The 24707-nt window shown below is 58.8% G+C and carries 29 protein-coding genes; 11 read left to right on the top strand and 18 right to left on the bottom strand.

The features are described 5' to 3' along the window. Nucleotides 1-2 precede the first annotated feature (2 nt). From WNY37_RS09250 to WNY37_RS09235, 4 genes are all read left to right on the top strand, one after another. Nucleotides 3-314, top strand: coding sequence for a DUF736 domain-containing protein (locus WNY37_RS09250; protein ID WP_034789507.1), 312 nt, complete (start codon nt 3-5; stop codon nt 312-314). Nucleotides 315-331: 17 nt separating this feature from the next. Next, a complete protein-coding gene (locus WNY37_RS09245) occupies nt 332-712 on the top strand; it encodes an AlpA family phage regulatory protein (RefSeq protein ID WP_081811140.1) in 381 nt (126 codons plus the stop codon). A 91-nt stretch (nt 713-803) separates the two neighbouring features. After that, complete coding sequence (locus WNY37_RS09240) at nt 804-1259, top strand: mobile mystery protein A (protein WP_034789509.1); 456 nt, start codon at nt 804-806, stop codon at nt 1257-1259. Then, nucleotides 1259-1858: a mobile mystery protein B gene (locus WNY37_RS09235; RefSeq protein ID WP_034789510.1), complete on the top strand. Its 600-nt coding sequence runs from the start codon at nt 1259-1261 to the stop codon at nt 1856-1858. Before WNY37_RS09240 ends, WNY37_RS09235 begins: the two co-directional genes overlap by 1 nt. 27 nt (nt 1859-1885) lie before the next feature. Here the strand turns inward: WNY37_RS09235 and WNY37_RS09230 are convergent, their stop codons facing one another. Then, nucleotides 1886-3160 carry an integrase arm-type DNA-binding domain-containing protein gene (locus WNY37_RS09230; protein WP_034789512.1) on the bottom strand — a complete coding sequence of 425 codons (1275 nt, stop codon included), beginning with the start codon at nt 3158-3160 and terminating at the stop codon, nt 1886-1888. 293 nt (nt 3161-3453) lie between these two features. Continuing rightward, the gene (gene guaA / locus WNY37_RS09225) at nt 3454-5034 is read right to left on the bottom strand and encodes a glutamine-hydrolyzing GMP synthase (protein WP_342973165.1); all 1581 of its coding nucleotides are present in this window, start codon (nt 5032-5034) and stop codon (nt 3454-3456) included. Nucleotides 5035-5361: 327 nt separating this feature from the next. Between guaA and WNY37_RS09220 the strand changes: the two genes are divergently transcribed. Next, nucleotides 5362-6384: a PilZ domain-containing protein gene (locus WNY37_RS09220; protein WP_342973164.1), complete on the top strand. Its 1023-nt coding sequence runs from the start codon at nt 5362-5364 to the stop codon at nt 6382-6384. 135 nt (nt 6385-6519) lie between these two features. Here WNY37_RS09220 and WNY37_RS09215 read toward each other — a convergent pair whose 3' ends face one another. Continuing rightward, entirely contained in the window at nt 6520-7824 is a 1305-nt protein-coding gene (locus WNY37_RS09215) for an RsmB/NOP family class I SAM-dependent RNA methyltransferase (protein ID WP_342973163.1), read from the bottom strand. Between the two features lie 77 nt (nt 7825-7901). Between WNY37_RS09215 and WNY37_RS09210 the strand changes: the two genes are divergently transcribed. Beyond that, a complete protein-coding gene (locus tag WNY37_RS09210) occupies nt 7902-8510 on the top strand; it encodes a GNAT family N-acetyltransferase (protein ID WP_342973162.1) in 609 nt (202 codons plus the stop codon). Continuing rightward, nucleotides 8507-9142: a hypothetical protein gene (locus WNY37_RS09205; protein ID WP_342973161.1), complete on the top strand. Its 636-nt coding sequence runs from the start codon at nt 8507-8509 to the stop codon at nt 9140-9142. The genes WNY37_RS09210 and WNY37_RS09205 overlap by 4 nt, the downstream gene beginning before the upstream one ends. Here WNY37_RS09205 and WNY37_RS09200 read toward each other — a convergent pair. Next, nucleotides 9115-9432 carry a translation initiation factor IF-2 N-terminal domain-containing protein gene (locus WNY37_RS09200; protein WP_342973160.1) on the bottom strand — a complete coding sequence of 106 codons (318 nt, stop codon included), beginning with the start codon at nt 9430-9432 and terminating at the stop codon, nt 9115-9117. The genes WNY37_RS09205 and WNY37_RS09200 overlap by 28 nt on opposite strands. Nucleotides 9433-9476: 44 nt before the next feature. Here WNY37_RS09200 and WNY37_RS09195 point away from each other — a divergent pair, with 44 nt between their 5' ends. Then, on the top strand, nt 9477-9887 hold the full coding sequence (locus WNY37_RS09195; protein ID WP_342973159.1) for a GNAT family N-acetyltransferase: 411 nt from the start codon (nt 9477-9479) through the stop codon (nt 9885-9887). Between the two features lie 12 nt (nt 9888-9899). Here the strand turns inward: WNY37_RS09195 and WNY37_RS09190 are convergent, their stop codons facing one another. From WNY37_RS09190 to WNY37_RS09155, 8 genes are all read right to left on the bottom strand, one after another. Beyond that, a complete protein-coding gene (locus tag WNY37_RS09190; RefSeq protein WP_342973158.1) occupies nt 9900-10454 on the bottom strand; it encodes a hypothetical protein in 555 nt (184 codons plus the stop codon). A 77-nt stretch (nt 10455-10531) separates the two neighbouring features. Next, on the bottom strand, nt 10532-10996 hold the full coding sequence (locus tag WNY37_RS09185; protein WP_342973157.1) for a hypothetical protein: 465 nt from the start codon (nt 10994-10996) through the stop codon (nt 10532-10534). A 28-nt stretch (nt 10997-11024) separates the two neighbouring features. Next, the gene (guaB, locus tag WNY37_RS09180) at nt 11025-12479 is read right to left on the bottom strand and encodes an IMP dehydrogenase (protein WP_342973156.1); all 1455 of its coding nucleotides are present in this window, start codon (nt 12477-12479) and stop codon (nt 11025-11027) included. A gap of 88 nt (nt 12480-12567) precedes the next feature. Further along, entirely contained in the window at nt 12568-12978 is a 411-nt protein-coding gene (locus WNY37_RS09175) for a hypothetical protein (protein WP_342973155.1), read from the bottom strand. Between the two features lie 89 nt (nt 12979-13067). Continuing rightward, complete coding sequence (gene yacG / locus WNY37_RS09170) at nt 13068-13253, bottom strand: DNA gyrase inhibitor YacG (RefSeq protein WP_342973154.1); 186 nt, start codon at nt 13251-13253, stop codon at nt 13068-13070. Continuing rightward, nucleotides 13250-14299: a ribonuclease E/G gene (locus WNY37_RS09165; protein ID WP_342973153.1), complete on the bottom strand. Its 1050-nt coding sequence runs from the start codon at nt 14297-14299 to the stop codon at nt 13250-13252. Before WNY37_RS09165 ends, yacG begins: the two co-directional genes overlap by 4 nt. Next, nucleotides 14296-15009 carry an RlmE family RNA methyltransferase gene (locus tag WNY37_RS09160; protein ID WP_342973152.1) on the bottom strand — a complete coding sequence of 238 codons (714 nt, stop codon included), beginning with the start codon at nt 15007-15009 and terminating at the stop codon, nt 14296-14298. The genes WNY37_RS09165 and WNY37_RS09160 overlap by 4 nt, the downstream gene beginning before the upstream one ends. Next, a complete protein-coding gene (locus WNY37_RS09155; RefSeq protein WP_342973151.1) occupies nt 15006-16124 on the bottom strand; it encodes a Ppx/GppA phosphatase family protein in 1119 nt (372 codons plus the stop codon). Before WNY37_RS09155 ends, WNY37_RS09160 begins: the two co-directional genes overlap by 4 nt. Before the next feature lie 213 nt (nt 16125-16337). On the opposite strand from WNY37_RS09155, the gene hspQ reads away from it, so the two are divergent. Beyond that, nucleotides 16338-16664, top strand: coding sequence for a heat shock protein HspQ (gene hspQ, locus WNY37_RS09150; protein ID WP_342974889.1), 327 nt, complete (start codon nt 16338-16340; stop codon nt 16662-16664). Here the strand turns inward: hspQ and maiA are convergent, their stop codons facing one another. Then, on the bottom strand, nt 16665-17312 hold the full coding sequence (gene maiA, locus WNY37_RS09145) for a maleylacetoacetate isomerase (RefSeq protein ID WP_342973150.1): 648 nt from the start codon (nt 17310-17312) through the stop codon (nt 16665-16667). Then, nucleotides 17309-18316: a fumarylacetoacetate hydrolase family protein gene (locus WNY37_RS09140; RefSeq protein WP_342973149.1), complete on the bottom strand. Its 1008-nt coding sequence runs from the start codon at nt 18314-18316 to the stop codon at nt 17309-17311. Before WNY37_RS09140 ends, maiA begins: the two co-directional genes overlap by 4 nt. A gap of 106 nt (nt 18317-18422) precedes the next feature. Between WNY37_RS09140 and phhA the strand changes: the two genes are divergently transcribed. After that, nucleotides 18423-19304: a phenylalanine 4-monooxygenase gene (gene phhA / locus WNY37_RS09135; RefSeq protein ID WP_342973148.1), complete on the top strand. Its 882-nt coding sequence runs from the start codon at nt 18423-18425 to the stop codon at nt 19302-19304. Then, nucleotides 19301-19615 carry a hypothetical protein gene (locus tag WNY37_RS09130; protein ID WP_342973147.1) on the top strand — a complete coding sequence of 105 codons (315 nt, stop codon included), beginning with the start codon at nt 19301-19303 and terminating at the stop codon, nt 19613-19615. The genes phhA and WNY37_RS09130 overlap by 4 nt, the downstream gene beginning before the upstream one ends. Here WNY37_RS09130 and WNY37_RS09125 read toward each other — a convergent pair. The 4 genes from WNY37_RS09125 to WNY37_RS09110 are packed head-to-tail and all read right to left on the bottom strand — an operon-like array spanning nt 19612 to nt 24666. Continuing rightward, nucleotides 19612-20934, bottom strand: coding sequence for an N-succinylarginine dihydrolase (locus WNY37_RS09125; protein WP_342973146.1), 1323 nt, complete (start codon nt 20932-20934; stop codon nt 19612-19614). The two genes, WNY37_RS09130 and WNY37_RS09125, sit on opposite strands and share 4 nt — an antisense overlap. Beyond that, nucleotides 20934-22388 carry a succinylglutamate-semialdehyde dehydrogenase gene (gene astD, locus WNY37_RS09120; RefSeq protein WP_342973145.1) on the bottom strand — a complete coding sequence of 485 codons (1455 nt, stop codon included), beginning with the start codon at nt 22386-22388 and terminating at the stop codon, nt 20934-20936. The genes WNY37_RS09125 and astD overlap by 1 nt, the downstream gene beginning before the upstream one ends. Nucleotides 22389-22390: 2 nt before the next feature. Continuing rightward, nucleotides 22391-23413, bottom strand: coding sequence for an arginine N-succinyltransferase (locus tag WNY37_RS09115; RefSeq protein WP_342973144.1), 1023 nt, complete (start codon nt 23411-23413; stop codon nt 22391-22393). Next, nucleotides 23410-24666 (bottom strand): hydrolase, encoded by a 1257-nt coding sequence (locus tag WNY37_RS09110; RefSeq protein ID WP_342973143.1) that lies wholly within the window; start codon nt 24664-24666, stop codon nt 23410-23412. The genes WNY37_RS09115 and WNY37_RS09110 overlap by 4 nt, the downstream gene beginning before the upstream one ends. Between the last annotated feature and the right edge of the window lie 41 nt (nt 24667-24707).

The raw sequence follows: 24707 nt of genomic DNA, 5'->3' as shown, positions 1-24707 counted from the left end.
AGATGGCAACAATTGGTACCTTCAGCCAGAAGGACGGAAAATGGACCGGGACGATCCGGACCATGACGATCAATGTGAAAGCGCAGATGGTGCCGGTTGCCGAACCGGCAGAAGGCGGGCCGGCTTACCGCATCTTCGCAGGCGGCGCCGAGCTAGGTGCGGCCTGGCAGGAAGAGAGCAAGGATGGCGAAACCCCCTACCTCGCCGTGAAGCTGGATGATCCGGGGTTCGACAAGCCAATCCGGGCTGCCTTCTTCGAGAAGGAAGAGGATGGTAGCGGCGTGCTGGTCTGGAACCGGCAGAAGCTGAACTGAACCGGAGACGTGTCGTCATGGGATATGAATTGCGGACAGGCGGACTGGAGTCGCTCAAGCACCTCGCAAAGGATGTCTATTCCTTTGGTCCGGGGCCCGGGTCCAACGCGAAATCGTCCCGTGACGACACGTTTCGCCAGCTCATCGCCAACAACAGGACTGTGCGGCGCCCCGAATTGCGCAAACTGGTTCCCCTGTCTGACACGACGATCTACGAACTTGAACGTCGGGGGAAATTTCCAAAGCGCTTCTACCTAACACCCAAATGCGTCGTCTGGCCGCTCAAGGACGTGCTCGAATGGATCGAGGAGCGTCGGCGTATTACTGAAGACGGGCGGCCCGAAGACACGCCTGTTCCCGACGTTCATCAGCGGAAGAGCCGCCCGACATGTAATTGAGCGCCACAAAACAGGTAGCGGCCTGTTTACAAAATATTTTAAATAAGGATATAGCCTGTTTTTAGAATCGTAAAAAACAGGTTGCAGCCTTATGAAAAAGACCCGCCAACGCTCGCGCCAGGCCCTGGACCAGCGTTTCTCGACCATTCGGGAAGCGGTAGATTTTGCGCGGCCAAAGTCAGGTTGGGTACGGACGCTTCGGGAGGCGCTGGGCATGACCCGTATCCAGCTCGGAAAACGCATGTCGATCACGCCGCAAAGTCTTGCTGACATCGAACGCTCTGAAACCGAGGGGAAGATCCGCTTGGAAACGCTTGAACGTGCTGCCGACGCGCTTGATTGCGAAGTTGTCTACTTCCTCCTGCCGCGGGACCGGCTAGAGCAACGCGTCATGAACCGCGCCCGTGAAATCGCGGCGAAACAGATCCGAGCCATCTCTCATACAATGGCCATGGAAGATCAGGCTGTGCCTGACAAGGAACTGAATGAGCGGATCGACCGGTTCATACGAGAGAGCCTCGATGAGCGCGACCTCTGGGAGTCCTGATGACTGACCTGTTTCAGGAACCAGACGACGCAACGCCCCTCGATCCTGACGAACGGGCAGGACTTCTGCAGGACTGGATCGCAACACGCGCTGAACTGAACGCTGCAGAGCAGGACAATATCGATACCGCCGCCGCCTGGGTCTTCCGGCGGCGGCGCGCACCCATCCTCAGCGTCGAATTCACGAACGACCTGCATCGCCGGATGTTCAATGACGTCTGGGCGTGGGCAGGCACTTACCGCGCGACCGAACGCAATGTCGGCGTCGCGCCTTATATGATCGGCGTCCAGATGGCCCAGCTATTCGACGACGCAAATTACTGGGTCGACCACGAGACCTATCCCGCCGACGAGATTGCAGTTCGCCTGCATCACCGGCTCGTCGCCATTCACCCTTATCCCAATGGGAACGGGCGCCTTTCTCGCATGATGGCCGACCTCCTGATCCAACGCTTGGGCCAACCAGCCTTCAGCTGGGGCAGCGAGGTCCTGGGTGGCCAGATTGCTGACATGGGCGAGCTCAGAGGCCAATACATTGCAGCCCTGCGTGCGGCGGACCGCCATGACATCACTGCCCTGATGGAATTTGCACGGTCATGAGGCCAACATTGGCGCTTGCGAGCAAGATTATGGATCGAATTTAGGATCAAGCTGGAGATCAAAACCCAATTCAGCCGATGCCGGCGGCGTAAGCACCGGTTGCCTTTGATGCCCTTGTGACCACGCATCGATTGTGTCCGCCCATTCCTGCATCATGTGACGCCGGCCATCGGCATACTCGGCCTTGTTATAGACACCGCGTGACGTGCGACGGTCTTCATGGGCGAGCGCCTTTTCGACCCAGTCCCGATTGAAGCCGAGCTCATTCAGAAGCGTAGAACCGGTGCGCCTCAGATCGTGGACGGTGAACCGTTCCAGCGGCAACCCCGCCTCCTGAGCCGTTTCCCAGGCCGCCGAGGTTAGTCGATTGAGCGTGGCGTTTGAGATCGGCTTGTAGCAGTCGTAGCGGGACGGAAAGACATAGCGCGATCCTCCAGCGCAGGTCTTGAGTGCCACAAGAATATCAAGCGCCTGACGTGACAGATAGACATTGTGAGGCAGTCCCGTCTTCATCCGCTCCTTCGGGATGGACCAGACCGCGTTGTCGAAACTGATTTCGTCCCAGGTCGCCAGGCTGACTTCGGATTTCCGCTTCATGGTAAGCAAGATGAATTTCAGCCCGAGCTTGAGCGTTGGGGTCGCGATCAGCTCTTCGAGCACGCTGTAGAAGATCCTGATCTCGAGCGGTGAGAGAGACCGGTCCCGCGGGCGCACTTTGGCGATAGAGGCCGGCGCAACTTCGTCAGCAGGATTATCGACCTTCACGCCATGCAGCCTGGCATATTTGTAGATCAGATGGACAAATTCCCGAACGTGAAGCGCCGTAGACGGAGCGCCACGCTTCTTCACCTTCCCGCACAGGGCCCGGAGATCCTCCGGTGTAACCTCACTCAGCAGGTAGCTCCCAAAAGCGGGAAGGATGTCCCTGTTCAGAATGTGCCGGCGCATGTCGCGCGTGCTCTCGGCCATGTCATCGCTGTCGATCCATCGATTGGCCATGTCGGAGAATGAACCCGCTTCGGACAGGCGCGTCTTTGACCGCTTCTTCTCCTTGGCCGGCGAAACACCAGACTCTACGAGCCGCCTCGCATCCATGCATTTCTCGCGAGCCGCTGCCAAACCGACGCCCCCGCTCCCGTAACGCCCGATGGTCAGCGTCTCTCGACGCCCATTGATCCGGTAGTCATACCGGAACGTCACAGTCCCTACAGGTGAGACGGTTACATACATGCCATCCCGATCCGCGACCTTGTAAGTTTTATTCTTTGGTTTCAACGCCTTGATGGCTACGTCTGTCAGCATCCTAACCCTTTCCGGTCATTTTTACCGTCACTCGAAATGGCGACGGTAAAACCTGACTTTTCCCTGTTCTTTCAATTGCCTAGCTCTCTATTTTTACCGTCAGGGGCAATTTTGGCTTGACGGTAAATGGCAATTTAGAGGGATAGGCCGGGAACGCATACCGTCAGCTTTACCGTCACCGGCTCGCATTTGGCGGTAAAAAATGGTGATAGGAGTCGAAAGAAATACGCCACTAAGCGTTTGAACCTAATGGCGTTTTTAAAAGATTTCGAAAGATCATGAGAGTGATGAAATCATTCCCACTCAATCGTGCCGGGCGGCTTGCTGGTGACGTCGTAGACCACCCGGTTTACGCCGCTCACTTCATTGATGATGCGCGTCGCGACGCGGCCAAGGAAAGCGTGCTCGAACGGATAATAGTCTGCCGTCATGCCATCGGTGGACGTCACCGCGCGCAGCGCCAGCACCGCCTCATACGTCCTGACATCGCCCATCACGCCAACCGTATTGACCGGCAGCAGCACCGAGAAGGCCTGCCAGATCTCGTCATAGAGCCCGGCGGCCTTGATCTCTTCAATGTAAATCGCGTCAGCCTTGCGCAGCGTATCCGCCTTTTCGCGGGTGATCTCGCCCGGAATACGGATGGCGAGGCCGGGCCCGGGAAACGGATGCCGGCCGACAAAGGCTTCAGGCAGGCCAAGTTCACGGCCAAGCGCGCGCACCTCGTCCTTGAACAGCTCGCGCAGCGGCTCGACCAGCTTCATGTTCATCCGCTCGGGCAGCCCGCCGACATTGTGGTGGCTCTTGATGGTGACGCTCGGCCCGCCGGTCGGTGACACGCTCTCGATAACGTCCGGGTAGAGCGTCCCCTGGGCGAGAAAATCGGCACCTCCGATCTTCTTGGCCTCTTGCTCAAAGACATCGATGAAGAGCTTACCAATCGTTTTGCGCTTTTTCTCCGGGTCGCTGACGCCAGCCAGCTCACCCAGGAACAGTTCGCTCGCGTCCACATGCACGAGCGGGATATTGTAGTGGTCTCTGAACAGACCCACGACCTGCTCACTCTCGTTCAGGCGCATCAGGCCATGATCGACATAGACGCATGTCAGCTGGTCTCCGATCGCCTCGTGGATCAGAACCGCCGCCACAGAACTATCAACGCCGCCGGACAGCCCGCAAATGACTTTGCCCTGGCCGACCTGGGCCCGGATTTTTTCAATGGCTTCAGCGCGATAGGCCGCCATCGTCCAATCCCCCTTCAAACCAGCGACATCCATTATGAAGTTGCGTAGAATCTGCTTGCCATTGGTCGTGTGGACGACTTCCGGGTGGAACTGAGTGCCATAGAAGCGCCGTTCCGGGTCCGCAATGATCGCATAGGGCGCACCCGGCGATTTCGCGATCACGCCAAATCCCGGCGCCATCTCCGCGACATGGTCACCATGGCTCATCCAGACCTGCTCATGTTCACCGCTTTCCAACAGTCCGGTCAAAAACGGATCATCGACAACCTTTTCGATGAAGGCGCGGCCGAACTCGCGGCTTGTGCCACCTTCGACACGCCCACCGAGCTGGTGCATCATCACCTGCTGGCCGTAGCAAATCCCGAGCACGGGAACGCCGCGCTCGAAAACAGACTGATCTGTCATCGGCGCGTCGTCCCAATACACTGAAGCCGGCCCTCCAGACAGGATGATTGCCTTCGGCTCAAACGCATCCAGCATCGCTGTGTCGACACGGTTGAAGGGGTGGATTTCGCAGTACACGCCAAGCTCGCGCAGTCGCCGGGCAATGAGCTGCGTCACCTGGCTGCCAAAATCGACGATGAGGACGTGTTCGTGCTTGTCTGCAACGGAATCAGAAGGATTGGCCATGGCAGCCTCCTAGCCGCTATTGGCCAATGCTGGAAGAGCCGCGCTCGCTGAAAACGCCGCGAACGGTGCCCTACCCACCGATCTTGCTTTGACCCTCGCCGAGAATACGCCGCCTGCTGCGCCGCGGACGGTCACCGCGCGGCGCTGCGCCAGCCATGCATTCCTGGAATCAGGAGCGAAAAATAGCAGTCGTCGGTAAAAGCTCACCAGTTTTCTTAACACAAAGGCAGGATCCGTTAATGCATTCAAACCGTCTTCTGAGGAACAAGTGCTGAACTGGCCTCTTCTTTTTTTGTGAGACACCCGAGTATCCCCTTCATGAATTGCATGCCTTCACTTTCTGCGATGTGCCTCGCTGCGGCGTTCAGCCCGCTGGCGGCAGCATCCGAGATGCAGAATGAGCTGGATGCCTGCGAAGCGTACTCACCGCTTCTGGCGACCTTGTCGACGGTCCGCGCCATCCAGGCCAGTCCGCCAGAACACATGTCGGCGACAGAATACCAGGCGCTGGGCGCTGCGCTCGAGAGCGTCTCGCTGGCGGAAATGTACGGAGATGCAGCTCAAGCCGAGCTGGCGCAGGAATATGCGCGCACCTCCACCTTCATCGAGAACCTGTCAACGGCGATCGGTTATTATGATTTCGGTGATGCGAAGGTCGCGGGGATTCGCGCGAATGCGACCGTGCCGCCAGAAGTCGGCTCCGGCCTCGCCGAACTGATGCGGCGCGAGGGCTGCAGCCTGAAAAACTCGGTTGAGGTGTTGGAACGGCCGCCGCGAAGCAGTCTGCCTGTGGGAACCGGTCATACGACCGCCGCCTCACCCCAGCCGCTGATACATAGAAGAAACAAGACGGTAGGAGCCGAAACTTCCTCGCACACCGACCAATCCAATCTGCAACGAGGCCCCGTTCAAGAAGGTCGGAGTATTTTCGATTACACGCTGGCGAATGCCGCCCTGATCGGTTGCTTGTTGTGTCTAGCCTGGATTGCGCGATTGGTGTTTCACAGCCGGAAGAAATCCGGCACCAAGAGGCGTCGGGCGCGCCAGGTATGCCATAAGCCCGTGCCCGTCCGGATGAGCGGGCGAACCGCTATTCTTACGATCGTAGACATTAGCAATAGCGGGATGAAGCTCAGGCACGACAATGATCTGGAAGGTGAAAGCCGGCTCGAATTCAAAGTGCAAGACAAGTGGTTGCGCGCGACGGTAACGTGGCAAAACAACATTTATGCAGGCGCCAAATTCGCACGTCGGCTTAGAGGCAGCGAGTTCCGCTTCATTACCGGCCAGCAAAAACGCAATGCCACTTCGGAAATCCCATCAAAGGCGAGTCCGGCAGCAGCACGCTAGGCCTCGTCCATCAATGCCGGAACCATCCGTACCAGTCGAATCTCGGCCAGGAGTGTCGTAAAAGAGCTCCTCGCATCGTCCCGTTACCCAGCGCATGAAACGCTGCTCGAAGGGGCGGTGCCAAACCCGCTTCGGTCAGAGCCGCCGCATCACCGCAAAGAAAAACCCGTCCGTTCCTGCACTGCGGGGTGTGAGGCGCACCGAAGTGCCCGCCTTGCACCCTGCCTTTACGGTGGCCGCGCCCTCATCGGTCAGCAGCTCCGACGCGACCGCCTCCTCGGCGGCGTTCAGCTGCTCAAAGCCATCATGACGCGAGAGGAAGTCCGCCACCCGGTCTTCATCCTCCTCGATCAGGAAGGAACAGGTGGCATAGACCAGCTTGCCGCCCGGTTTCACAAAGGCTGAGGCCGCCTCAAGAATTTCGGTCTGCTCTTCGGTCCGTTTTTCAAGCTGCTTGGCCTTAAGGCGCCATTTCGCATCAGGCCGCCTGCGCCAGGTGCCTGTTCCGGTGCACGGCGCATCAACGAAGACAACATCCATTTGCCCTTTCAGCGCCTCAAGCGCTTCGGGTTCGCGCGGATGCACAAGCTGGACGTTGTGAGCGCCGGAGCGTTTCAGCCGTGGGATAAGCGCAGACAGCCGCCGACCATCAATGTCATAGGCGTGAATTTGGCCTTTTCCTTCCATCATCGCGGCAATGGCGAGCGTTTTACCGCCCCCGCCTGCGCAATAGTCGAGCACTTGCTCGCCAGGCTTTGCGTTGGCCGCAGCCGCTGCGATCTGCGAGCCCGCATCCTGCACTTCGACCCAACCTTTCGAATAAGCCGGAATGCTCTCCAGCGACGTTTCACGCTGAGAAGGATCTCGTGCTGGGATATGGAAAGCGTTTTTGAGGAGCGTTGAGGTCTGGGCATCGGCAGACCGCATCGGCCCGCCAGCTTTCTCAGCATCAACTTTCAAAGTATTGACCCGGATATCGACATCGGCGCGCACCGCCATGGCCTGCGCTTCAATCACTTTTTCCTCACCGAAGACGCGGTCCATCATGGGTTCCATCCACTCCGGATAATCGCCGGACACCCATGGCTCCGCCATCACATCCGGCGCCATGACGAGGCGCTCGCGTTCATCGAGGGTGAGTTTCGACGGCGCATGGTCCTCATCCATGGCACTGTCGATCTTCATGATATCCCAGCCCCAGGCATGCGCCAGTGCGCCAAGGATCAGCGCGCGTGGCTCATCAGAGCCCATGGCATGCGCGATGGAATTCTTCTTGCGCAGCGCGTCGAGCACCAGGCCCGACACGAAGGCCCGGTCCTTAGACCCGGCATACCGCGCCCGCTTGCCCCAGTCGCGCGCCGCCGACTTCACCGGTTGATGCCGGTTGAGAACATCCGTCAGGACGTCGATTGCTGCTGCTATTCTTCCGCCATCGCGCATGTTCGAAATGTCTCTCTTGCTGAAAGCGTCGTGTTAGCGTCCAATCACAGCTGAGGAAACCGGGGGGCGCACATCGCATGAAAATCCAGCTGCCATCGCACATGCGCCGCGCCGGCAGAGGCGACTGGCGAGACGTTGGCGAGATAACTGCAGAAGCGTTTCGGGACGATCCGGTCAACCGCTACCTCTTCGGCACGGCCGAAGGCGTGCGCGCCGCGATGATGGCGCTCGCCCACCATGTCTATGTGCCAGTGGGTGAGAGCTTCCTCATCGAGGACAAGGGCGCGACCATGTGGCTGCCGCCCGGCTCCGCCCCGACATTCGGCCTCTGGCCGCAGATCGTCTTCGCCATCGGCCAGCTGCGCCACGGCTCGAAAGGCGCGATGAAGCGCGCGCTTCACCTCGCGGACCTCATGGAACAGCACCACCCGGCTGAGCCGCACATGTACCTCTTCTCCATCGGCACGACGGCCGCGGCCCGCGGCAAGGGTGTGGGTAAGGCGCTGATGCGCCCGATGCTGGAGGCCTGCGACCGCGCGGGCCTGCCCGCCTATCTGGAAAACTCCAACCCGGCCAATCACGGCTTCTACGCCGCCCATGGCTTTGAGAAGATCAACGAATTCGCCGTCGGCCCCGACGGGCCCCCCATGGCGCCGATGTGGCGGGCGCCGCAACCTGCCTCATGACCTTCCTCATCGATGAGAGAGTGTTCAGCGCCATTGCTGCGGCGCTGACCTTTCTCGCTTTCTATCCCTATATACGCGCCATTCTGAAAGGCAGAACGCGCCCGCACGTCTTCTCGTGGTTCATCTGGGCGGCGGTTACGTTCACTGTCGCCATCGCACAGCTGGCGGGCGGCGCCGGCGTCGGCGCCTGGCCGATCGCGCTCTCTGGGCTCATCACCGGCGGCGTTGCCCTGCTCGCCCTGTCGAAGGCGGCCGACACCTCGATCATCCGTATGGACTGGGTATTCCTGATCCTTGCCGCGACGGCCCTGCCCCTCTGGTGGCTAACTTCGGACCCGCTCTCCGCCGTGCTCATCCTGACCAGCGTCGACCTCCTCGGCTTCGGCCCGTCGATCCGCAAGGCGTGGGCGCTTCCACACGAAGAAAACGCGCTCTTCTTCACCATCGGCGCCATCCGCAACGGCTTCGTCATCCTCGCCCTGGAGCACTATTCCTGGACAACAGCCCTCTTCCCCGCCGCCGTCGGCATAGCGTGTCTAGCATTCGTTGGCTTCGTACTGGTCAGGCGGTCATCACGCACCTCAAGCGAGAAGAGCTGGCACCGTCAGGATTCTGCTCGTCGCGGCTTGTGACCGAACTCTTCGACAATGCTCTCTGCAGTCTCGTAGTCGATCTCATCATGCGCCCGAAGGAACTCGCCGCGCCGGATCAAGGCCTTGACCACATCGGCCACCCGCGCGCCCATCAGGGCAGCAAGCTGGCCAAGCCTAATCCGGTCCGGCAAGGCAATATCCAGGACGACAGGCTCAGGCTTCGGGTTGAGCGCTTCCCGGCGAGCTCTTTCTCTCTCACGAGCGGCCTTTAGCACCGCTAGCGAGCGCATATTCTCGGGTCTAAGAGGTCCTGTGGGGCATTTAGCCATGGTCTCTCCTTCAAAGCCGGATGTATAGGCGCAGTGAGCGCGGCATGGCCACTGGCGAAGCCATAGAAAAGCACCACCCGAAAGAGCCGCACGTCTATCTATTCACCATCGGCACATGCCAGGCCGTGCGCGGCAAAGGCCTCGGCAAGGCCATGTTTCCCCCTGTTCTGGCGGCTGCAGACAAGGCAGGCTTGCCAGTCTATCCGGAAAACTCAAATCTCGCCAATCACGGCTTCTACTCCACCCATGGCGCCCATGTGGCGAGAGCCACAGCCAGCTCCATGACCTTCCCCATCGATGAGAGAGTGATCAGCGCGATTGCCATGGCGCTGACCTTCCTTGCCTTCTATCCCTATATTCGCGCCATTCTGAAAGGCGGAACGCGCCCGCCCGTCAGCAACGCACCGGTCTGGAGCCGGGCGTTTTTGGAAGGGTCCGCTTTCGCGCGCAAGTGAAGTTCTTGGGCTTCAACTCGGTCGTGCCCGCCAGATAGCATCAGCCAGTTCCACCAATCCGTACCGGTCCGGCGTCTGCCAGGGACGACACCCCCAGGCTAACAGGGCTGCCGGCGCGCCAATGACCAGCGCGCCGATCGCATAGAACGGCCCACCTGGTTCAGGCAGAACCAGTATGCCGAATAGCAAAACGAAAAATGCTGGAACGCCCATGATCAAAAACATCGCCAGACTGGTCGCGACGCTGGTCCCGTAGCGCACTTGCAGCTCGGGTCGCACTTCGGCCAGCTTCCACAGGACGCCTGACACTGCTGCGCGAAATTGGGTCTGGTCCTCGTCCGGAACGACATCAGATGAGCTGACAACAAGTTTGCGCCGTGCGCCCTGCACCACAAGGCCAAAATCGGTTCTGTTCAGCGATGTCGTGCGATGCCAGCGCACGCCCGTCACATCCGTCAGCGCGATCGTCTTCGTCGACTTGCCAACCCTCACAGTCACGCGGTCGCCCTCCATACCAACCTTCATTTTCGGTCCGATTTGTGAACGGGCAAAAACGTGATGTTCCATGACTTCCGCCTTGTCGCTGCCTATCAGAAGAGGCGCGGCGAAAGGTCAAATCGGGTCAGGCAGGCATCAATGTCGGTTCAGCAAGGGTCTCCCGTACGCACCCATCTGGACCGCGTGTGCACTGTCATTTCGCCACTGCCGGTATCGATCGTGAAGAGGCTCGATACATTGACCAGCACATTGGAATACTTGACCACGAGCGTTCCGGTGAGTGGCCCGCACGTCAATTGCCCGTTCATAGCGGTCAGGTTTTCCGTTGCGGCTTCGAATGTCAGATCGGAGATCGTGCACTGACGGTCGGAATACACTTTGAGGAAGGTGTCTTCGATTGACGAGACCATATCGTTGCCCGCATCGATACAGACAGAGCCGACACTCGTTTCCCGCTGGGTCTCAGATCCGTCCGGCATCGTCCGCGTTTCGAACGTCTGGTCAGTCCACTTGCCCGTCCAGAAATCACCATCGCCCTGCGCGACCGCCGCTCCCGCGAACATGGTTGACGTGATGGCGGCCAGACAAAGGCCGGCGTATGCGCTTTTCATTTCAGTGTCGCCTTCAGCTGATGCGGGCCTACCGCCCGATCGAATAGTTCGGCGCTTCCCGCGTCATCGTCACATCGTGGACGTGGCTTTCTGAAAGTCCGGCGCCGGTGATCTGGACGAATTCGGCCTTCTCGTGCAGCTCGTCGATCGTTTTCGCGCCGACATAGCCCATCGCCGCGCGAAGACCGCCGACCATCTGGTGAAGGATATTGCCGATCGGGCCTTTGAACGGCACCTGGCCTTCAATGCCTTCAGGCACGAGCTTGTCGCCCTCGATATCCTTCTGGAAATACCGGTCCGCCGAGCCGCGCGACATCGCGCCGAGCGAGCCCATGCCGCGATACGCCTTGTAGCTGCGCCCCTGGAACAGGAACACCTCGCCCGGTGCCTCCTCGGTCCCGGCAAAAGCCGAGCCCATCATCGCCGTCGATGCGCCGGCGGCCAGCGCCTTGGCAAAGTCGCCAGAGAATTTGATCCCGCCATCGGCGATGATCGGCGTGCCGGTCTTGGACGCAGCATTCGCGCAATCCTCAATCGCGGTAAGCTGTGGCACGCCGACGCCCGCCACGATCCGCGTTGTGCAGATCGACCCCGGTCCGATACCGACTTTCACGCAGTCTGCGCCCGCATCGATCAGGGCCTTGGTTGCGTCGCTCGTCGCCACGTTACCGGCAATGATCTGAACCGAATTGGAAAGCTTCTTCGCCCGCGTCACCGCGTCGAGCACAGATTGCGAATGTCCATGCGCAGTATCGATCACAACCGCGTCGACCCCCGCCTCGATCAGAGCCTGGGTCCGCTCATACCCGGCATCGCCCACCGTGGACGCCGCCGCAACACGAAGCCGCCCTTGCGCATCCTTGGCCGCATTCGGGTTGAGTTGCGCCTTCTCCATATCCTTCACGGTGAGCAAGCCGACGCATTTGCCAGCGTCATCGACGATCACCAGGCGCTCAATACGGTGCTTGTGCAGCAGCTGGCGCGCGTCTTCAATTGGCGTATCCATCGTCACCGAGACGACGTTGCGCGTCATCAGCTCGGCGACCTTCGCATTCGGATCATCAAGGAAGCGCGTATCGCGATTTGTGATGATGCCGACCACGGTGCCATCGGCCTCGACGACCGGCACGCCCGAAAAGCCGGTGCGTGCCTTGATGTCGTTCAGCTCTTTCAGGCTCGCTGTCGGCGTGATGGTGATCGGGTTCATCACCACACCGCTCTCATACTTCTTGACCTGCATGACCTGTCCGGCCTGCTCTTCGAAGGTGAGATTGCGGTGGATGACGCCAATGCCACCAGCCTGCGCCATGGCAATGGCCAGCCGCGCCTCGGTCACCGTGTCCATCGCCGCAGACAGCAGCGGGATATTGAGAGGAATGGACTTCGTCAGAAACGTCGAGACGTCCACATTCGCAGGCATGACCTCGCTCGGGCCGGGCTGCAGAAGCACGTCATCGAAAGTGATAGCTTGTCGGATTTTCATGTGGGGAGCTCCCTTTTCGGCCTAATAAGGGAGTCGCGGCGGTTCGAAAAGCCCCTTTTTCTTGAAGTTTCAGATGAAGCCACCGCGCCTAGTCTACACAGAGCATACCGTCAGCGCGGCCATCTTTGACCAGTTGGAAACAGCCGAACGGATTGTCTGTCGCCGCGCATTGTCCGGTCGTTTCCGTACCCGGCTCGACCGACTCGCCGGATATCATGCAGCGGCCGACGCAGTCTGAACTGTCAGAACAGACCATCCCGTCGTCTGGCAGCGCCTGAATGCAGTGCTCCGCGCCCAGCAAACCGGCTTGCTTAACTTCGCCGCCCACCGCCTCACAGGCACTGGTTTCTGCTTCGGTCGCTTCGCGGTCTTCGAAGGTTATGCGCTGATACGTTTCGCCATCTGCCGTCTGGACAGTGTCTTCTGTGACCTCTCCAGGAATTGGGCCGGTGCAGGCCACGATACATCCGAGGGCGATAGTCGAGAACAACAGTTTCATCCGATCGGTCCTTCAAATTGAGACAAACTCAATGATTTCAGAAGCTTCTGGTTCCGCAGCTGTCACACCCTCACGTGGCGCGCTCCTGCTCATTCGTCGCGCTCTTCCTTGTAGCTCGGCGTCTCTTCGGCCTGGTCAGCGGGCCGCCCCGGAATTGCGTAACCGCCCTTGAGCCAACGCGACAGATCAACGTCGGCGCATCGTTTGGAGCAGAACGGCCGAAACTCCGGATCTACCATTCTGGTTTCGCAGACGGGGCATTTTGCTTTGCTCATGTGCGGACCACCTTGCTTGTCTCGCTCATCTCATCTGAAATTGTCACGCGACCCGAAAATCCATTCTTCAGGATCGTGTCACATTCGGCTTTGCGAAGTTTATAGGCCCCCATGGCCGCCTTAGACAGCGCGAGACTGAAAAAGCTTGTGCGATCTGCGGCAGCTTCGCGCTGTAACGCGCGCAGCACAGCCAGCAATTCCGTTTCTGGTGTTTGCGCTCCTGTGCTGTCCAGCATCAGATCACTGAGCGGCGTCCTTCCCCAGGCGACCTTGGCTTCAAGCAATCCATATTTGGAGGGTCGTAGCGCATCGATTGCATCGTTCGAACACGCCTTGTAGCCGGCCAGGAAGTCTGCCTGCAGTTTCTCGCCCGCGTCTCGATTAATTGGGGCGACGCAGTCGATGACGATCAGCCCCCCCAAGCGCCGCAATGCTATGTGTCTCGCTGATTCTGCGACCGCCTCGCGATTGATAGAATAGGCTCGGGCTCCCGCGCTGCCCCTGCCGGTCCTGCCTGCGCTATCAACATCAATCGCCGTCAAAGCAGACGTTCGATCGATATGAAGCGCCCCGCCGCCAGGCAATCCGACCGTGGGTGAAAGTACCTCATCAAAGACGCGTTCGACATCATCCGCAGCCTCAGGCGACTCATCCACGTCGTCGGTCGTGTTACCTGGCAGAGAGGTACGCCAGCGCTCAAAGCCTGGCTGGCTCGGATCAGTCGACTCTACCACCCGAGCTCGCGCCAGTTTTTCGTGACGCTGTTCCGCGACGATCAAAAGACAGGTCTCAGCCCCCAGTGTAAGGCCGTCCGGAATGGCGCCGCGCACAAATACGTCTTCGCCGCTGGCAAGCTCAAAAAAACCGCCGCCATCGGATGGCGAAACCTTTCGAAGCCGCCCAGTCATCGTTTGGCCGAGCGAAGCAGGCTGCCCCTGACCATCCCAGCGCTCGATAAAAGTCGACACGGCGCGGTCTTCGGAATCGAAAGCGACTGCGCGCACTTCACCCGGCGCATTCAATCGGGCAATTCGCGAAATGCTCATGCCTTTCCGCGGAAGCCCTGAGCGACGACGAAAAGCTCTGGTGAGCCGGTGCGACTCGCTGGCGGCTTCACATGTTTGACAGTCTTGAACATCGATTTGAGCTGTTTCTGCATGTCCGGCGTCGCGCCGCCCTGAAAGACCTTGCTGCAGAAACTGCCGCCCGGAACCAGATGCTCCCCCGCGAACCAGAGCGCCATCTCCGCAAGGGCGGCCGTGCGCAAGCTGTCAGTCTGCTTATGCCCGGTCGTGTTGGCAGCCATGTCGGAGAGAACAAGATCTGGAGGTCCTGAGAGGCCTTCCATCATCTTCGCGACGTCGTCTGGTTCATTGATGTCGCCCTGGACGATGTGGGCTCCCGGGATCGGATCCACGGCAAGCAGATCGATACCGACAATCTCTTTCACACCTTTTCGAAGGCAGACCTGAAGCCAACCGCCCGGTGCGCTCCCCAAATCAACAACCCGGCTTACACCTTTCAGAAGGCGCGTCTTTTCATCAATTTCGAGCAGTTTGTAAGCGGCGCGCGCACGGTAGTTGTCTTTTTTGGCCTGCTGGACATATGGATCCGAGAGCTGCCGCTCGATCCAGCGTTTGGAGCTTTCATCCTTGGCGTTGTGCGCAATGATTTTCCGCTCGGTCATCCGGCGACCGGAGGATTTTTTCTCCTCCTTCGGCGGGCCCTTCCAGCGGCGCTTTCCATCATCGGTCATTCTGCCACCTTCTGTGCCTTTGCTGAGCTTGAGCTCGACTTGCCTTTGCCTCGCCCACCTCGGCGACGGCGACTTTTCTTTGGACCACGCATCATGGACAGGAGCAGGCCTTCACGAAGCCCTCTATCTGCCACTCTGATCCGCGCATGCGGCGCCAACGACCAAACGGCCTCCATCAAGGCACACCCGGCAAGCATCAGACCAGCGCGGTCTTCTCCGATCGTCGCAAACTCGGCGCGTCCCTCCGGCCCCGCCTCAATCAGGGCCTGCATCGTCTCAAGCCCCCCTGCCCGATCCATCCATTTTCCATCAACGAGATCACGGCGGTAGCGCTCAAGGCCAAAATGAACCCCTGCAACGCACGTCACCGTGCCCGACGTCCCGATGATGTGAGATGTCTCGGACTCCAGCGCAGCTCGGATGTTATGCTGCTCCGCCCAGCGTTCCACATGGGCTTTGACCGCGTCCAGCATTGCTGGGTATGATTCGGCTTCGCCAAGATGCTGAAATTCCTCGGTCAGCGTGACAACGCCATAGGGAATACTTGTCCATGCCTTTATGGGAGCGTGCTTGAGCATACCGGCCAGGCCATTCTCGCGCGCCCGCTTTGCATCAACGAGCGACAGCTCTGTCGAACCACCACCGATATCTAACACGAGGACATGTTCGGCCGCCTGATCAATAAGGTTGTGGCAACCGATCAGCGCCAGCCGAGCCTCTTCCGAAGGACCAATGATCTTGAATGTAAGACCGGTCCGTTTGCGAATTTCAGCGATGAATTCAGCGCCGTTTTCTGCTTTGCGACAAGCCTCCGTTGCGATGCAACGAATACGCCCAACGCGTTTGGCCTTGAGCTTCTTGGAAATCGCTTCCATCGCGCTGAAAGCCCGGTCCATCGCCGCGTCCGATAGACGGCCGGTTTCGGCGAGGCCTTCTCCAAGGCGCGCAATCTGCGAATGTGAATCGACCACGCTAAAGCCGCCACGGTTGGGCGCGGCGATCAGCAGTCTGCAATTATTGGTCCCAAGGTCCACCGCCGCGTAGAGCGGTGCCCCTCCGGTTTTGCGCGCCGGCTGTCCCCTGGGCCGCCGGCTGCGCGATTTTTTTTCAGCCATGTGTGGCCCAAATCTTGTCGGTTGACGAAACCTCTATCACATTGGTTACCAATGAGCCAAGAAAGAGGCATAGCAAAGCGCATCGCAGCGCTGTTCAAACGCCGCAAGGCGTCGACGGAACCCCAAAAGGAGTCTCCGGCTTCCAGCAAACCGGAATCCGTTTCTTCAGAAACGCCGCCCGCTTATGGCGAAGACGGATACCCGCATTACGCCATTGATCGGCGCCAGGGGCAATTTCAGATCGGGCAGATCGTTCGTCACCGGCTGTTCGACTTTCGCGGTGTAATTTTCGATGTCGACCCAGTCTTTGCCAATTCCGACGAATGGTATGAGGCAATCCCGGAAGACATGCGCCCCTCAAAAGACCAGCCCTATTACCACCTCTTCGCCGAGAACGACAAAACCCATTATGTTGCGTACGTGTCGGAGGGAAATCTGCTGCCGGATGACACAGACACACCGGTCTCACATCCTGACATTCTGGATTTTTTCGACATGACGGCGAGCGGCTACATGCTGAAAAGCGTTCACGCGCATTAATTAGCCTGGCTTGACCGCATCCGGCGCAGCCTTCGCAAAAGCTGGAACCTCGCGGCATCTTGCATCCACTTCGCTCAATTTCGGAAATGGCGTGAGGTCAACGTCATATCGTCGCGCATTAGAAACCTGAGGTACCAGGCACACCTCAGCCAATGTGGGCTGATCACCGAACAGAAAGTCGCTTCCCGGGTGTCTTAGCGCGATCGCTTCCAGGGCTGTGAACCCGTTGACGATCCAGCTTCTATACCACTCATTGATCGCTTCCTGATCTGCACCGAAACTCTCCCGCAACTTCGAAAGAACGGACAGATTGTTTAGCGGGTGGATGTCGCAGGCAATGGTGTCGGCAAAGGCCCGGATTTCCAACCGGCGCCAGGCATCGCCGATAAACAATGGCGGCTCGGGATATGTTTCCTCCAGCCATTCGATGATCGCCATGGACTGGTTTGAAATGCGATCATTCAGAGCGATCGCCGGAACGCGCATTTGCGGGTTCAAAGCCCGATACGGTTCCTTCAGCTGCTCGTCCTCGCCCGGCGCGATGTTCACGGGAAGGGTGTCATATTCGACACCCTTCCAGTTCATCGCAATCCTCAAGCGATAAGAGGCCGAAGAGCGCCAATAGTCGTATAGTTTGAGTTCGCTCATACGCTGACAACTTCCTGCTCGATGGCACCGAAGATGCTGTGGCCTGACTTGTCCAACATCTCGATGCGCACCGTGTCACCGATATCCATGAATGGCGTTTTGAACTCTCCGCTCGCAATTTTTTCGATCATTCGAATTTCAGCGATGCATGAGTAACCGAGCCCGCCTTCTGCGACGGGCTTGCCTGCCCCGCCGTCAGCGCCCTTGTTCGACACGGTTCCCGAACCGATGATTGAACCCGCGACCAATGGCCGTGTCTTGGCAGCATGCGCAACGAGTTGAGCCATGTTGAAGGTCGCATCCACGCCTGCCTCGGCGCGGCCGAAAGCTTCGCCGCGATAGTCCACATGCATGGGCAAATGAATGAGCGTATCCTGCCACGCATCGCCCAACTCATCGGGCGTCACGGCCACTGGCGAGAAAGCGCAAGGCGGCTTCGACTGGAAAAAGCCAAAGCCCTTGGCGAGTTCCGCGGGGATCAACCCGCGAAGTGAGACGTCATTGCAAATCAGGATGAGCTGGATATGGTCCGCCGCGTCGCTGGCGCTCACGCCCATTGGCACGTCATCTGTGATCACGCACACCTCCGCTTCCATATCGCAACCCCATGCAGTGTCGCCGAGTGGAATGGGATCGCGCGGCCCCAAAGTCGAACCACTCACGCCCTGATACATCAGCGGGTCGGAGTAGAAACTCTCAGGCACTTCAGCGCCGCGAGCCTTTCGAACGAGTTCGACATGATTGATGTATGCTGATCCGTCAGCCCACTGATAGGCGCGCGGCAGCGGTGACGCGCAGTCATGCTCATGAAACCGCTCCGTGGGGACGGAGCCAACTTCGATTTCCTGCGCCAGAGACTGGAGCTTTGGGGCCATCACCTTCCAGTCATCGAGCGCAGCCTGCAGTGTCGGCGCTATATGGCTGGCGTCGGAATAGCGCGTGAGATCTTTCGACACGACAACAAGGTGTCCGTCCCGTCCGGATTTCAGGCTTGCAAGTTTCATGAGTGTCCTTCCTTTGCTTTCTGGCGCTGCTGAACCTCACGAGGCTCCACGAGACTGCGCCGACAATTATCATTCTATTCAGCGCGTATTGCGCTATATTAGTTGCATGAGCAACCAATTGCAGAAACCTGAACACGCTCGGGACGATTGGACCATCGACCAGGGCTGGTCAAATTACTCTTCAGACGAGCATGCCGTCTGGGACTTGTTGTACAAGCGGCAGATGGACGTGCTTCCGGGCCGGGCTGCGCCCGAGTTCATCGACGGTCTGAGAGCGCTGGACCTCGGCAAAGGTGGCATTCCCGACTTCAAAGCCATGTCTGACGAGCTGGAATCGCTGACGGGCTGGCGCGTGGTCGCGGTGCCGGGGCTGGTGCCGGACGACGTCTTCTTTGATCATCTCGCAAATCGCCGGTTTCCGGCCGGCCAGTTCATTCGCACGCGCAACCAACTCGACTATTTGCAGGAACCAGACGTCTTCCATGATGTCTTTGGCCACGTGCCGATGCTGACGAACCCTGTCTTCGCAGATTATATGGAAGCCTATGGCAAGGGCGGGCTGCGGAGCCTCAATTTCGCGGCTCTGAAGAACCTCGCCGCCCTGTATTGGTACACGGTTGAGTTTGGCCTTATCCGGACCGATGAGGGGCTCCGGATCTACGGTGCCGGCATTGTCTCATCAAAGACCGAGAGTATTTTTGCGCTCGAAGATGCTTCTCCAAACCGCATCGGATTTGGATTGGAGCGCCTGATGCAGACTGATTACCGCATCGACGATTTTCAGCAGACCTATTTCGTGATCGATTCCTATGACCAGCTTTTCCGCGCTACAGTGGATACCGATTTCGCGCCCTTGTATGACCAAATGAAGGGCAAATTCGCGTTCAGACCTGAAGATGTTCTGCCCGATGATGAGATCATCCATCGCGGCACTCAAGCCTACGCCAAAGCAGGTGGTCGTCTGGCTGATGCAGGGCACAACGGTTGAGACTTTTCGTCGGACTCCTGCCGCTTGTTCTGGCGCTTCCGGCCCTTGCCGAGTCTTCCATCGCAGACGACTGCACATTCGAAGGGATCGACCTTAGAGGCGAAGTGAAAATCGTCGAGAGCTTTGCCGACCTGGACGTGAAGATCGTATCCAGCTTTCCAGATCTCGACGTAAAGACTGTGGCGAGCTTTCCCGACGACTGCGGCGAATGGCAGTTCGTCGAGAGTTTTCCCGATTTCACGATCCGATATGTCGACAGTTTCCCGGACATCGAAATCAGGATGGTCGAGAACTTTCCAGGGCTGCCTTAGACGAGTCCGCTGAGCCCCAACGCCTCCAGCAAAGCCTCACGGGCCAGTTGGCACTCGCTTGCAAAGCTTGGATCTCCGAAATCATTCGGCGAAAGCCGGTCGCGATAGGTCCGGCGTACGATATCCTGCAGAGCATCAATCTTCTCTTCGGTCAGAAGAACCCCCTGATGACAGGCCGCGATTTCCTCAGGCGTCATCACTACCCGCAAGCGAAGACAGGCTGGACCGCCACCGTTGCGCATCGACTGGCGCACGTCGACATACTGCACCCGGCCTATCGGTCCGTTTCCAGAGGTCATGCGCTCACAGAAGGCCCGCGTTGTGTCCGTTTCCTGGGTCTCTAACGGCGCGAGCAGAACCAGCCGGTCTTCGCCGGGCCAATGCAGCAGCTGGGAATTAAACAGATAGGACTTGATGGCGTCTTCTATCGGCACTTCAGCCTGCGGCACCATCACGGGCTTTACCTCAAACCGGCCATCCGCCGCCTGAGAAAGGCTAGCCAAAGTTTCATCGGTATTCTCAAATGCGAGCTCATGGAAAAACAGCGTGTCCAGCGATCCCACACAAACAACATCGTTATGGAAGGCCCCGGCCTCAATCGCTGCTTTGGACTGACGCGCGAACACTGCGTTTTCAGCAACCAGCCCGTGAGCGCGGGCAATGCTCTCGCTTGCCATGCGGGTCTGACGGGCAGGAAAGCCGACTGCACTTTCGCCAGCCTCACGCCCGTAAACAAACAGCTCAACGCCCGATGCCCCATGCTCAGCGCAAAGGCGAACATGATTGGCTGCCCCCTCGTCCGAAAAATCGGCATGTGCCGGCAGGGCACCGTGCACGCCAAACGCCTCTTCATTCTCAAAAATGGAAAGCAGCGTCGCGGTGGTATCAGGCGCCTCGATAGACCGGTGGAGCATCGTCGACAGGTTTGCGGTTGTCAGATGAAGCCGGCCATCTTTCGTATCGGCAGACGGAGACACCGTCGCCGCGTTCGCGGCCCACATGGAGCTTGCACTATAAGCGGCCCTCAGAAGGCCGGGCGCCGTTTTTGCTGCCGATTCAATTATCTCAGCGTCGGATCCTGAGAAACCTGCCGAAACCAAGAGATCGAAATTGGGCCGAGGCAGCGGGGGAAGGATGCCTTGTACGAGGCCTGCCTTCATCAGAAGACGCATCTTTTCAAGCCCCTGGAGCGCCGCCTCCCGCGGGTTTGAGACCTCACCTTCATTGGTCGCGCTTGCAAGATTGCCATGCGACATGCCGCCATAATTATGGCTTGGCCCAATCAGACCATCGAAATTGACTTCAACTGCCGTGCTCATCAGCCGGGGAATCCCTGTGCCTTGAGGCGCTCGGCCTTGTCCGAGACCTGACTTGCCTGCGGCCATGCGCAATAGTCGGCGGCATAGTAGGCACCGGGGCGGAAATTGCCTGACAAGCCCGGCCCGCCGAAAGGCATGTTGCCAGCTGCGCCGGCCGTCGGACGATTGCGATTGAGAATGCCAGCTTTCAGTTCTCGGTGCGCCTGCAACCAGAGAGCGTCATCGTCACTCACAAGGCCACCAGACAGGCCGAAACGCGTATCATTCGCTCTCGCGATAGCGGACTCGAATGTCTTGACGCGGCATATCTGCATTAACGGCCCGAACAGCTCTTCGTCCGGGACATCGCTGGCGGAAGTGACATCAATAACGCCCGCGGTAACAAAACCGCCGCCGCGATCCATACGCTTCAGCCGGCGAAGTGGCTTGCCGCCGGCTTTCGACAACATCATCTGGAAGTCCGTTGCGGCTGCAGCGGCCTTTTCAGAAACCAACGGCCCCATGAACACATCGTCTTCGTCCCAGGCACCGATCTTCAAGCCCCGCGCACGCTCTACGATTGCCTCGACAACCTGTTCGCCAAACTTGTTGTCCGGCACAAAAACGCGCCGGGCACATGAACAACGCTGACCGCTAGTCAAAAACGCGGATTGCGCCGCGATATCGGCCGCCGCGTCGACATCGGCTGGGTCCCAGATGATCAACGGGTTATTGCCCCCCATCTCAAGCGCCAGAATGACTTCTGGCCGGCCGGCGAAGTGCCGATGGAACGCTGTGCCCGTCGCAGCAGAGCCAGTAAACAACACGCCATTGATATCGCCATCCAACAGGGCGGATCCAGTTGATCGCCCGCCATGCACGACATTCAGAACGCCCGCCGGCAGTCCCGCTGCCTCGAAACATTCCACCATGATATCAGCGACGGCAGGTGCCAGCTCGGACGGTTTGAACACACAGGTGTTACCCGCCAGGAGGGCAGGAATGATGTGCCCATTCGGGAGGTGTCCAGGAAAATTGAAGGGGCCGAACACGGCCATCACGCCGTGTGGACGGTGGCTCAGGATTGCAGATCCGAAAGCTGTTTCATCATGCCGCCCGCCAGCACGCTCGACCTGCGCAGCGATTGAGATAGCGATCTTGCCCTTCATGGCGCCTGCTTCGCCCATGGACTCCCACCGGGGCTTGCCCATGTCGCGGCTGATGGCCTCAGAAATGCGTTCGGCGCGCTCTCCCACCGCTTCGGCATATGCCTCCAGAACCGTCGTGCGGTCATGCTGAGGTAATCTGCGCCAGCTTTCGCCAGCCGCGCGGGCGGATTCTATTGCCTTGTGGACCTGGGAGGGGCTGGCCGCCTGCCCTTCCCAACTCGTATCGCCGGTTGCCGGACAGGTTTTCTCAAACCAGTCACCTTCGCCAGCGCTCCATTTCCCGTCGATGTAAGACCCTTTGGCCATAATCAGCTCCTCAACCAGATTCTTGCCCGGTCGCCTTCCTTCAGATGCAGGCGGTCAAGCGTCGCTTGCGATGTGACGAATAAGTCGTCGCTTTCAAGGGCCCCTTCAGCCATCGACACGCGGAACTCACCGAACCGGTCATTGGACATGATCCCGGCCGCGCCGCTTGCTTCACCAACTTTGACAGTCACTTCGCGACTCTCGCGAATGGTGCGGATCATGTTGCGCGGCGCCGCAACAAGCGGACCGCCATCGAAAATGTCGACAGTGCGCTCAAACCTGAACCCCTCCCACTCGAGGAGTTTCATCGCGCCAACACCATCAGAGTGACAGCGCCCGATGACTTCTCGCGCTTCAGGCGGCAAGAGATCGACATAAATGGGGTATTTCGGCATCAGGTCGAGAATGAACTGATTGTCGGTGATGGCCGACAAGATGTCCGCTTCGGTAAATTCCATGCGGAAAAAGTGCTGACCCATCGCGTCCCAGAACGGCGTTTTGCCCTCCGAATCCACAACGCCGCGCAACTCAGCAAGCACCATGTCCCCGAACCGTTCTGGATCGCTTGCCATGAGCAAGTAGCGCGATTGCGCAAGAAGGCGCCCTGCACCGCTGCCTCGATGCGTCTGACGCAGGAAAAGGGTACCAACCTCGGTGTAACCGACGAACTCATTCGTCAGAACCAGCGCATCCATGTCGAACCGTCTGTCGGCTGCCTGGCTGGCCTGCGCCAGAGTGATCACCCGGTAATTGAAGAAAGGCTGGTCGATTCCGACACCGGCTTTCACCGCGCTGCATCCGCCGATCTCGCCGGTCTCAGCGTCCTCAAGCATCATGAGATACTTGCCGTACTGCGGCTCTGGCAGAGCGCCGGCAAACGACTTCACGGATTTTTCCAACCGCTCACGAATGATGCGCTCATGCACAGGTAGGCTGGTGAATCCTGGACCCGATTCTTCAGCCAACTGCATCAGCACTTCGAAATCATCCAGCCTCGATGGCCGCATGACATAAGACGAACTCATTCCATTAGTGCCTTGATTTTCTTCGCATCGATACGACCATCCGCGAAACGATTAAGAAGCAGGCCCGACAGACTCGCGCGTTCCACGAACGAAGACATGACGACATATTCCTCGTGCGAATGGATGCGACCGCCCATCACGCCCAACGTATCAACATTGGGAACGCCAGCAGCAAAGATATTATTGCCCTCGCAAACGCCACCAGTGTCGACAAACTCCAACTCAAGACCAAGGGCCTTGCCAGTGTTGGACACAGCATCGAACAGAGCATCCTGTGCAGCATTTCGCGGCTTCGGAGGGCGGTAGAAGCCCCCATGAATATGTCCTGAAATTCCGTCCCGCGCTTTCGCTTCGCGGAAGAGGCGTTCAACTTCGCCCATGGCCCACTGCGCTGCATCTGCATCGGGTGCGCGGGCACCGAAACGAACAATGGCGAGATCCGGCACGATGTTCACGGCGCCGCCACCGTCAATCGCTCCGACGTTGAACGAAACACCGTCCCTGCGATTATTCAGGGCTTCCAGATCCACGACCATGTGAGCAGCGGCTTCTATCGCGCTTCGACCGTCTTCCTTGGACCGCCCGGCGTGGGCCGATCGTCCATGCAGAACAATATCAAAGACGGCTGAGCCTTTGCGTCCGCCGGACATGGCGCCCGTTTCCATGCAGGGCTCGTACGTCATGCCCACCATAGCGCCAGATTGCGCGGCTTCCTTGAGCGCGCCTGAGCTTGCAAAATTCCCAATTTCTTCATCGGGCGTAATGACGATTTGATAGCCAAGATTGTCCTTTAGCGGGCCAGCTTCGAACGCCTCAAGAGCGCCAATCATGACAGACAAGCCGCCTTTCATATCCGCGAGCCCAGGCCCATTCATCCGGCCGTTGCCAAGGTCTTTGATCTCCGTGAACGTGCCGTCCGGAAACACGGTATCATAGTGACCACTCATGATGACCTGCACCGGCGCGTCCGGTCGAGATTTGACACGAATGACGGGGCCTGTCTCGAAATCGACCGTCTCGCCCTTATCGTTCACATTTTCGAACGGCAGGGACTTGTCCATCCGCACGTCTGCATCGAGCGCCGAAAAGGCGTCTGCCAGCATCGGGGCCAACTGGTCGAGACCTGCTCGGTTGTGGCTGCCCGTGTTGATTGACGCCCACTCGAGCGTACGTTTCTGCAGCCGCTCTTCGGACGCGGCAATGCGCTCGCAGATAGCCTCATCTTCAGGGGTCTTTATCGCTAAATCAGTCATGCCCTTTGGTTTCACGGGAAATCAAATCCTGCAAGCCCGAC

Source organism: Henriciella sp. AS95, assembly GCF_038900055.1.
Classification (GTDB): Bacteria; Pseudomonadota; Alphaproteobacteria; order Caulobacterales; family Hyphomonadaceae; genus Henriciella.
The sequence above is the reverse complement of the archived record's forward strand: the minus strand, read 5'-3'. Positions and strand labels throughout refer to the sequence as shown.

Excerpts from the sequence above, each read along its gene's own strand:
- WNY37_RS09250 (WP_034789507.1), top strand. The coding sequence starts at position 3 with ATGGCAACAATTGGTACCTTCAGCCAGAAGGACGGAAAATGGACCGGG.
- WNY37_RS09245 (WP_081811140.1), top strand. The coding sequence starts at position 332 with ATGGGATATGAATTGCGGACAGGCGGACTGGAGTCGCTCAAGCACCTC.
- WNY37_RS09240 (WP_034789509.1), top strand. The coding sequence starts at position 804 with ATGAAAAAGACCCGCCAACGCTCGCGCCAGGCCCTGGACCAGCGTTTC.
- WNY37_RS09235 (WP_034789510.1), top strand. The coding sequence starts at position 1,259 with ATGACTGACCTGTTTCAGGAACCAGACGACGCAACGCCCCTCGATCCT.
- WNY37_RS09230 (WP_034789512.1), bottom strand. The coding sequence starts at position 3,160 with ATGCTGACAGACGTAGCCATCAAGGCGTTGAAACCAAAGAATAAAACT.
- guaA (WP_342973165.1), bottom strand. The coding sequence starts at position 5,034 with ATGGCCAATCCTTCTGATTCCGTTGCAGACAAGCACGAACACGTCCTC.
- WNY37_RS09220 (WP_342973164.1), top strand. The coding sequence starts at position 5,362 with ATGCCTTCACTTTCTGCGATGTGCCTCGCTGCGGCGTTCAGCCCGCTG.
- WNY37_RS09215 (WP_342973163.1), bottom strand. The coding sequence starts at position 7,824 with ATGCGCGATGGCGGAAGAATAGCAGCAGCAATCGACGTCCTGACGGAT.
- WNY37_RS09210 (WP_342973162.1), top strand. The coding sequence starts at position 7,902 with ATGAAAATCCAGCTGCCATCGCACATGCGCCGCGCCGGCAGAGGCGAC.
- WNY37_RS09205 (WP_342973161.1), top strand. The coding sequence starts at position 8,507 with ATGACCTTCCTCATCGATGAGAGAGTGTTCAGCGCCATTGCTGCGGCG.
- WNY37_RS09200 (WP_342973160.1), bottom strand. The coding sequence starts at position 9,432 with ATGGCTAAATGCCCCACAGGACCTCTTAGACCCGAGAATATGCGCTCG.
- WNY37_RS09195 (WP_342973159.1), top strand. The coding sequence starts at position 9,477 with ATGGCCACTGGCGAAGCCATAGAAAAGCACCACCCGAAAGAGCCGCAC.
- WNY37_RS09190 (WP_342973158.1), bottom strand. The coding sequence starts at position 10,454 with ATGGAACATCACGTTTTTGCCCGTTCACAAATCGGACCGAAAATGAAG.
- WNY37_RS09185 (WP_342973157.1), bottom strand. The coding sequence starts at position 10,996 with ATGAAAAGCGCATACGCCGGCCTTTGTCTGGCCGCCATCACGTCAACC.
- guaB (WP_342973156.1), bottom strand. The coding sequence starts at position 12,479 with ATGAAAATCCGACAAGCTATCACTTTCGATGACGTGCTTCTGCAGCCC.
- WNY37_RS09175 (WP_342973155.1), bottom strand. The coding sequence starts at position 12,978 with ATGAAACTGTTGTTCTCGACTATCGCCCTCGGATGTATCGTGGCCTGC.
- yacG (WP_342973154.1), bottom strand. The coding sequence starts at position 13,253 with ATGAGCAAAGCAAAATGCCCCGTCTGCGAAACCAGAATGGTAGATCCG.
- WNY37_RS09165 (WP_342973153.1), bottom strand. The coding sequence starts at position 14,299 with ATGAGCATTTCGCGAATTGCCCGATTGAATGCGCCGGGTGAAGTGCGC.
- WNY37_RS09160 (WP_342973152.1), bottom strand. The coding sequence starts at position 15,009 with ATGACCGATGATGGAAAGCGCCGCTGGAAGGGCCCGCCGAAGGAGGAG.
- WNY37_RS09155 (WP_342973151.1), bottom strand. The coding sequence starts at position 16,124 with ATGGCTGAAAAAAAATCGCGCAGCCGGCGGCCCAGGGGACAGCCGGCG.
- maiA (WP_342973150.1), bottom strand. The coding sequence starts at position 17,312 with ATGAGCGAACTCAAACTATACGACTATTGGCGCTCTTCGGCCTCTTAT.
- WNY37_RS09140 (WP_342973149.1), bottom strand. The coding sequence starts at position 18,316 with ATGAAACTTGCAAGCCTGAAATCCGGACGGGACGGACACCTTGTTGTC.
- phhA (WP_342973148.1), top strand. The coding sequence starts at position 18,423 with ATGAGCAACCAATTGCAGAAACCTGAACACGCTCGGGACGATTGGACC.
- WNY37_RS09125 (WP_342973146.1), bottom strand. The coding sequence starts at position 20,934 with ATGAGCACGGCAGTTGAAGTCAATTTCGATGGTCTGATTGGGCCAAGC.
- astD (WP_342973145.1), bottom strand. The coding sequence starts at position 22,388 with ATGGCCAAAGGGTCTTACATCGACGGGAAATGGAGCGCTGGCGAAGGT.
- WNY37_RS09115 (WP_342973144.1), bottom strand. The coding sequence starts at position 23,413 with ATGAGTTCGTCTTATGTCATGCGGCCATCGAGGCTGGATGATTTCGAA.
- WNY37_RS09110 (WP_342973143.1), bottom strand. The coding sequence starts at position 24,666 with ATGACTGATTTAGCGATAAAGACCCCTGAAGATGAGGCTATCTGCGAG.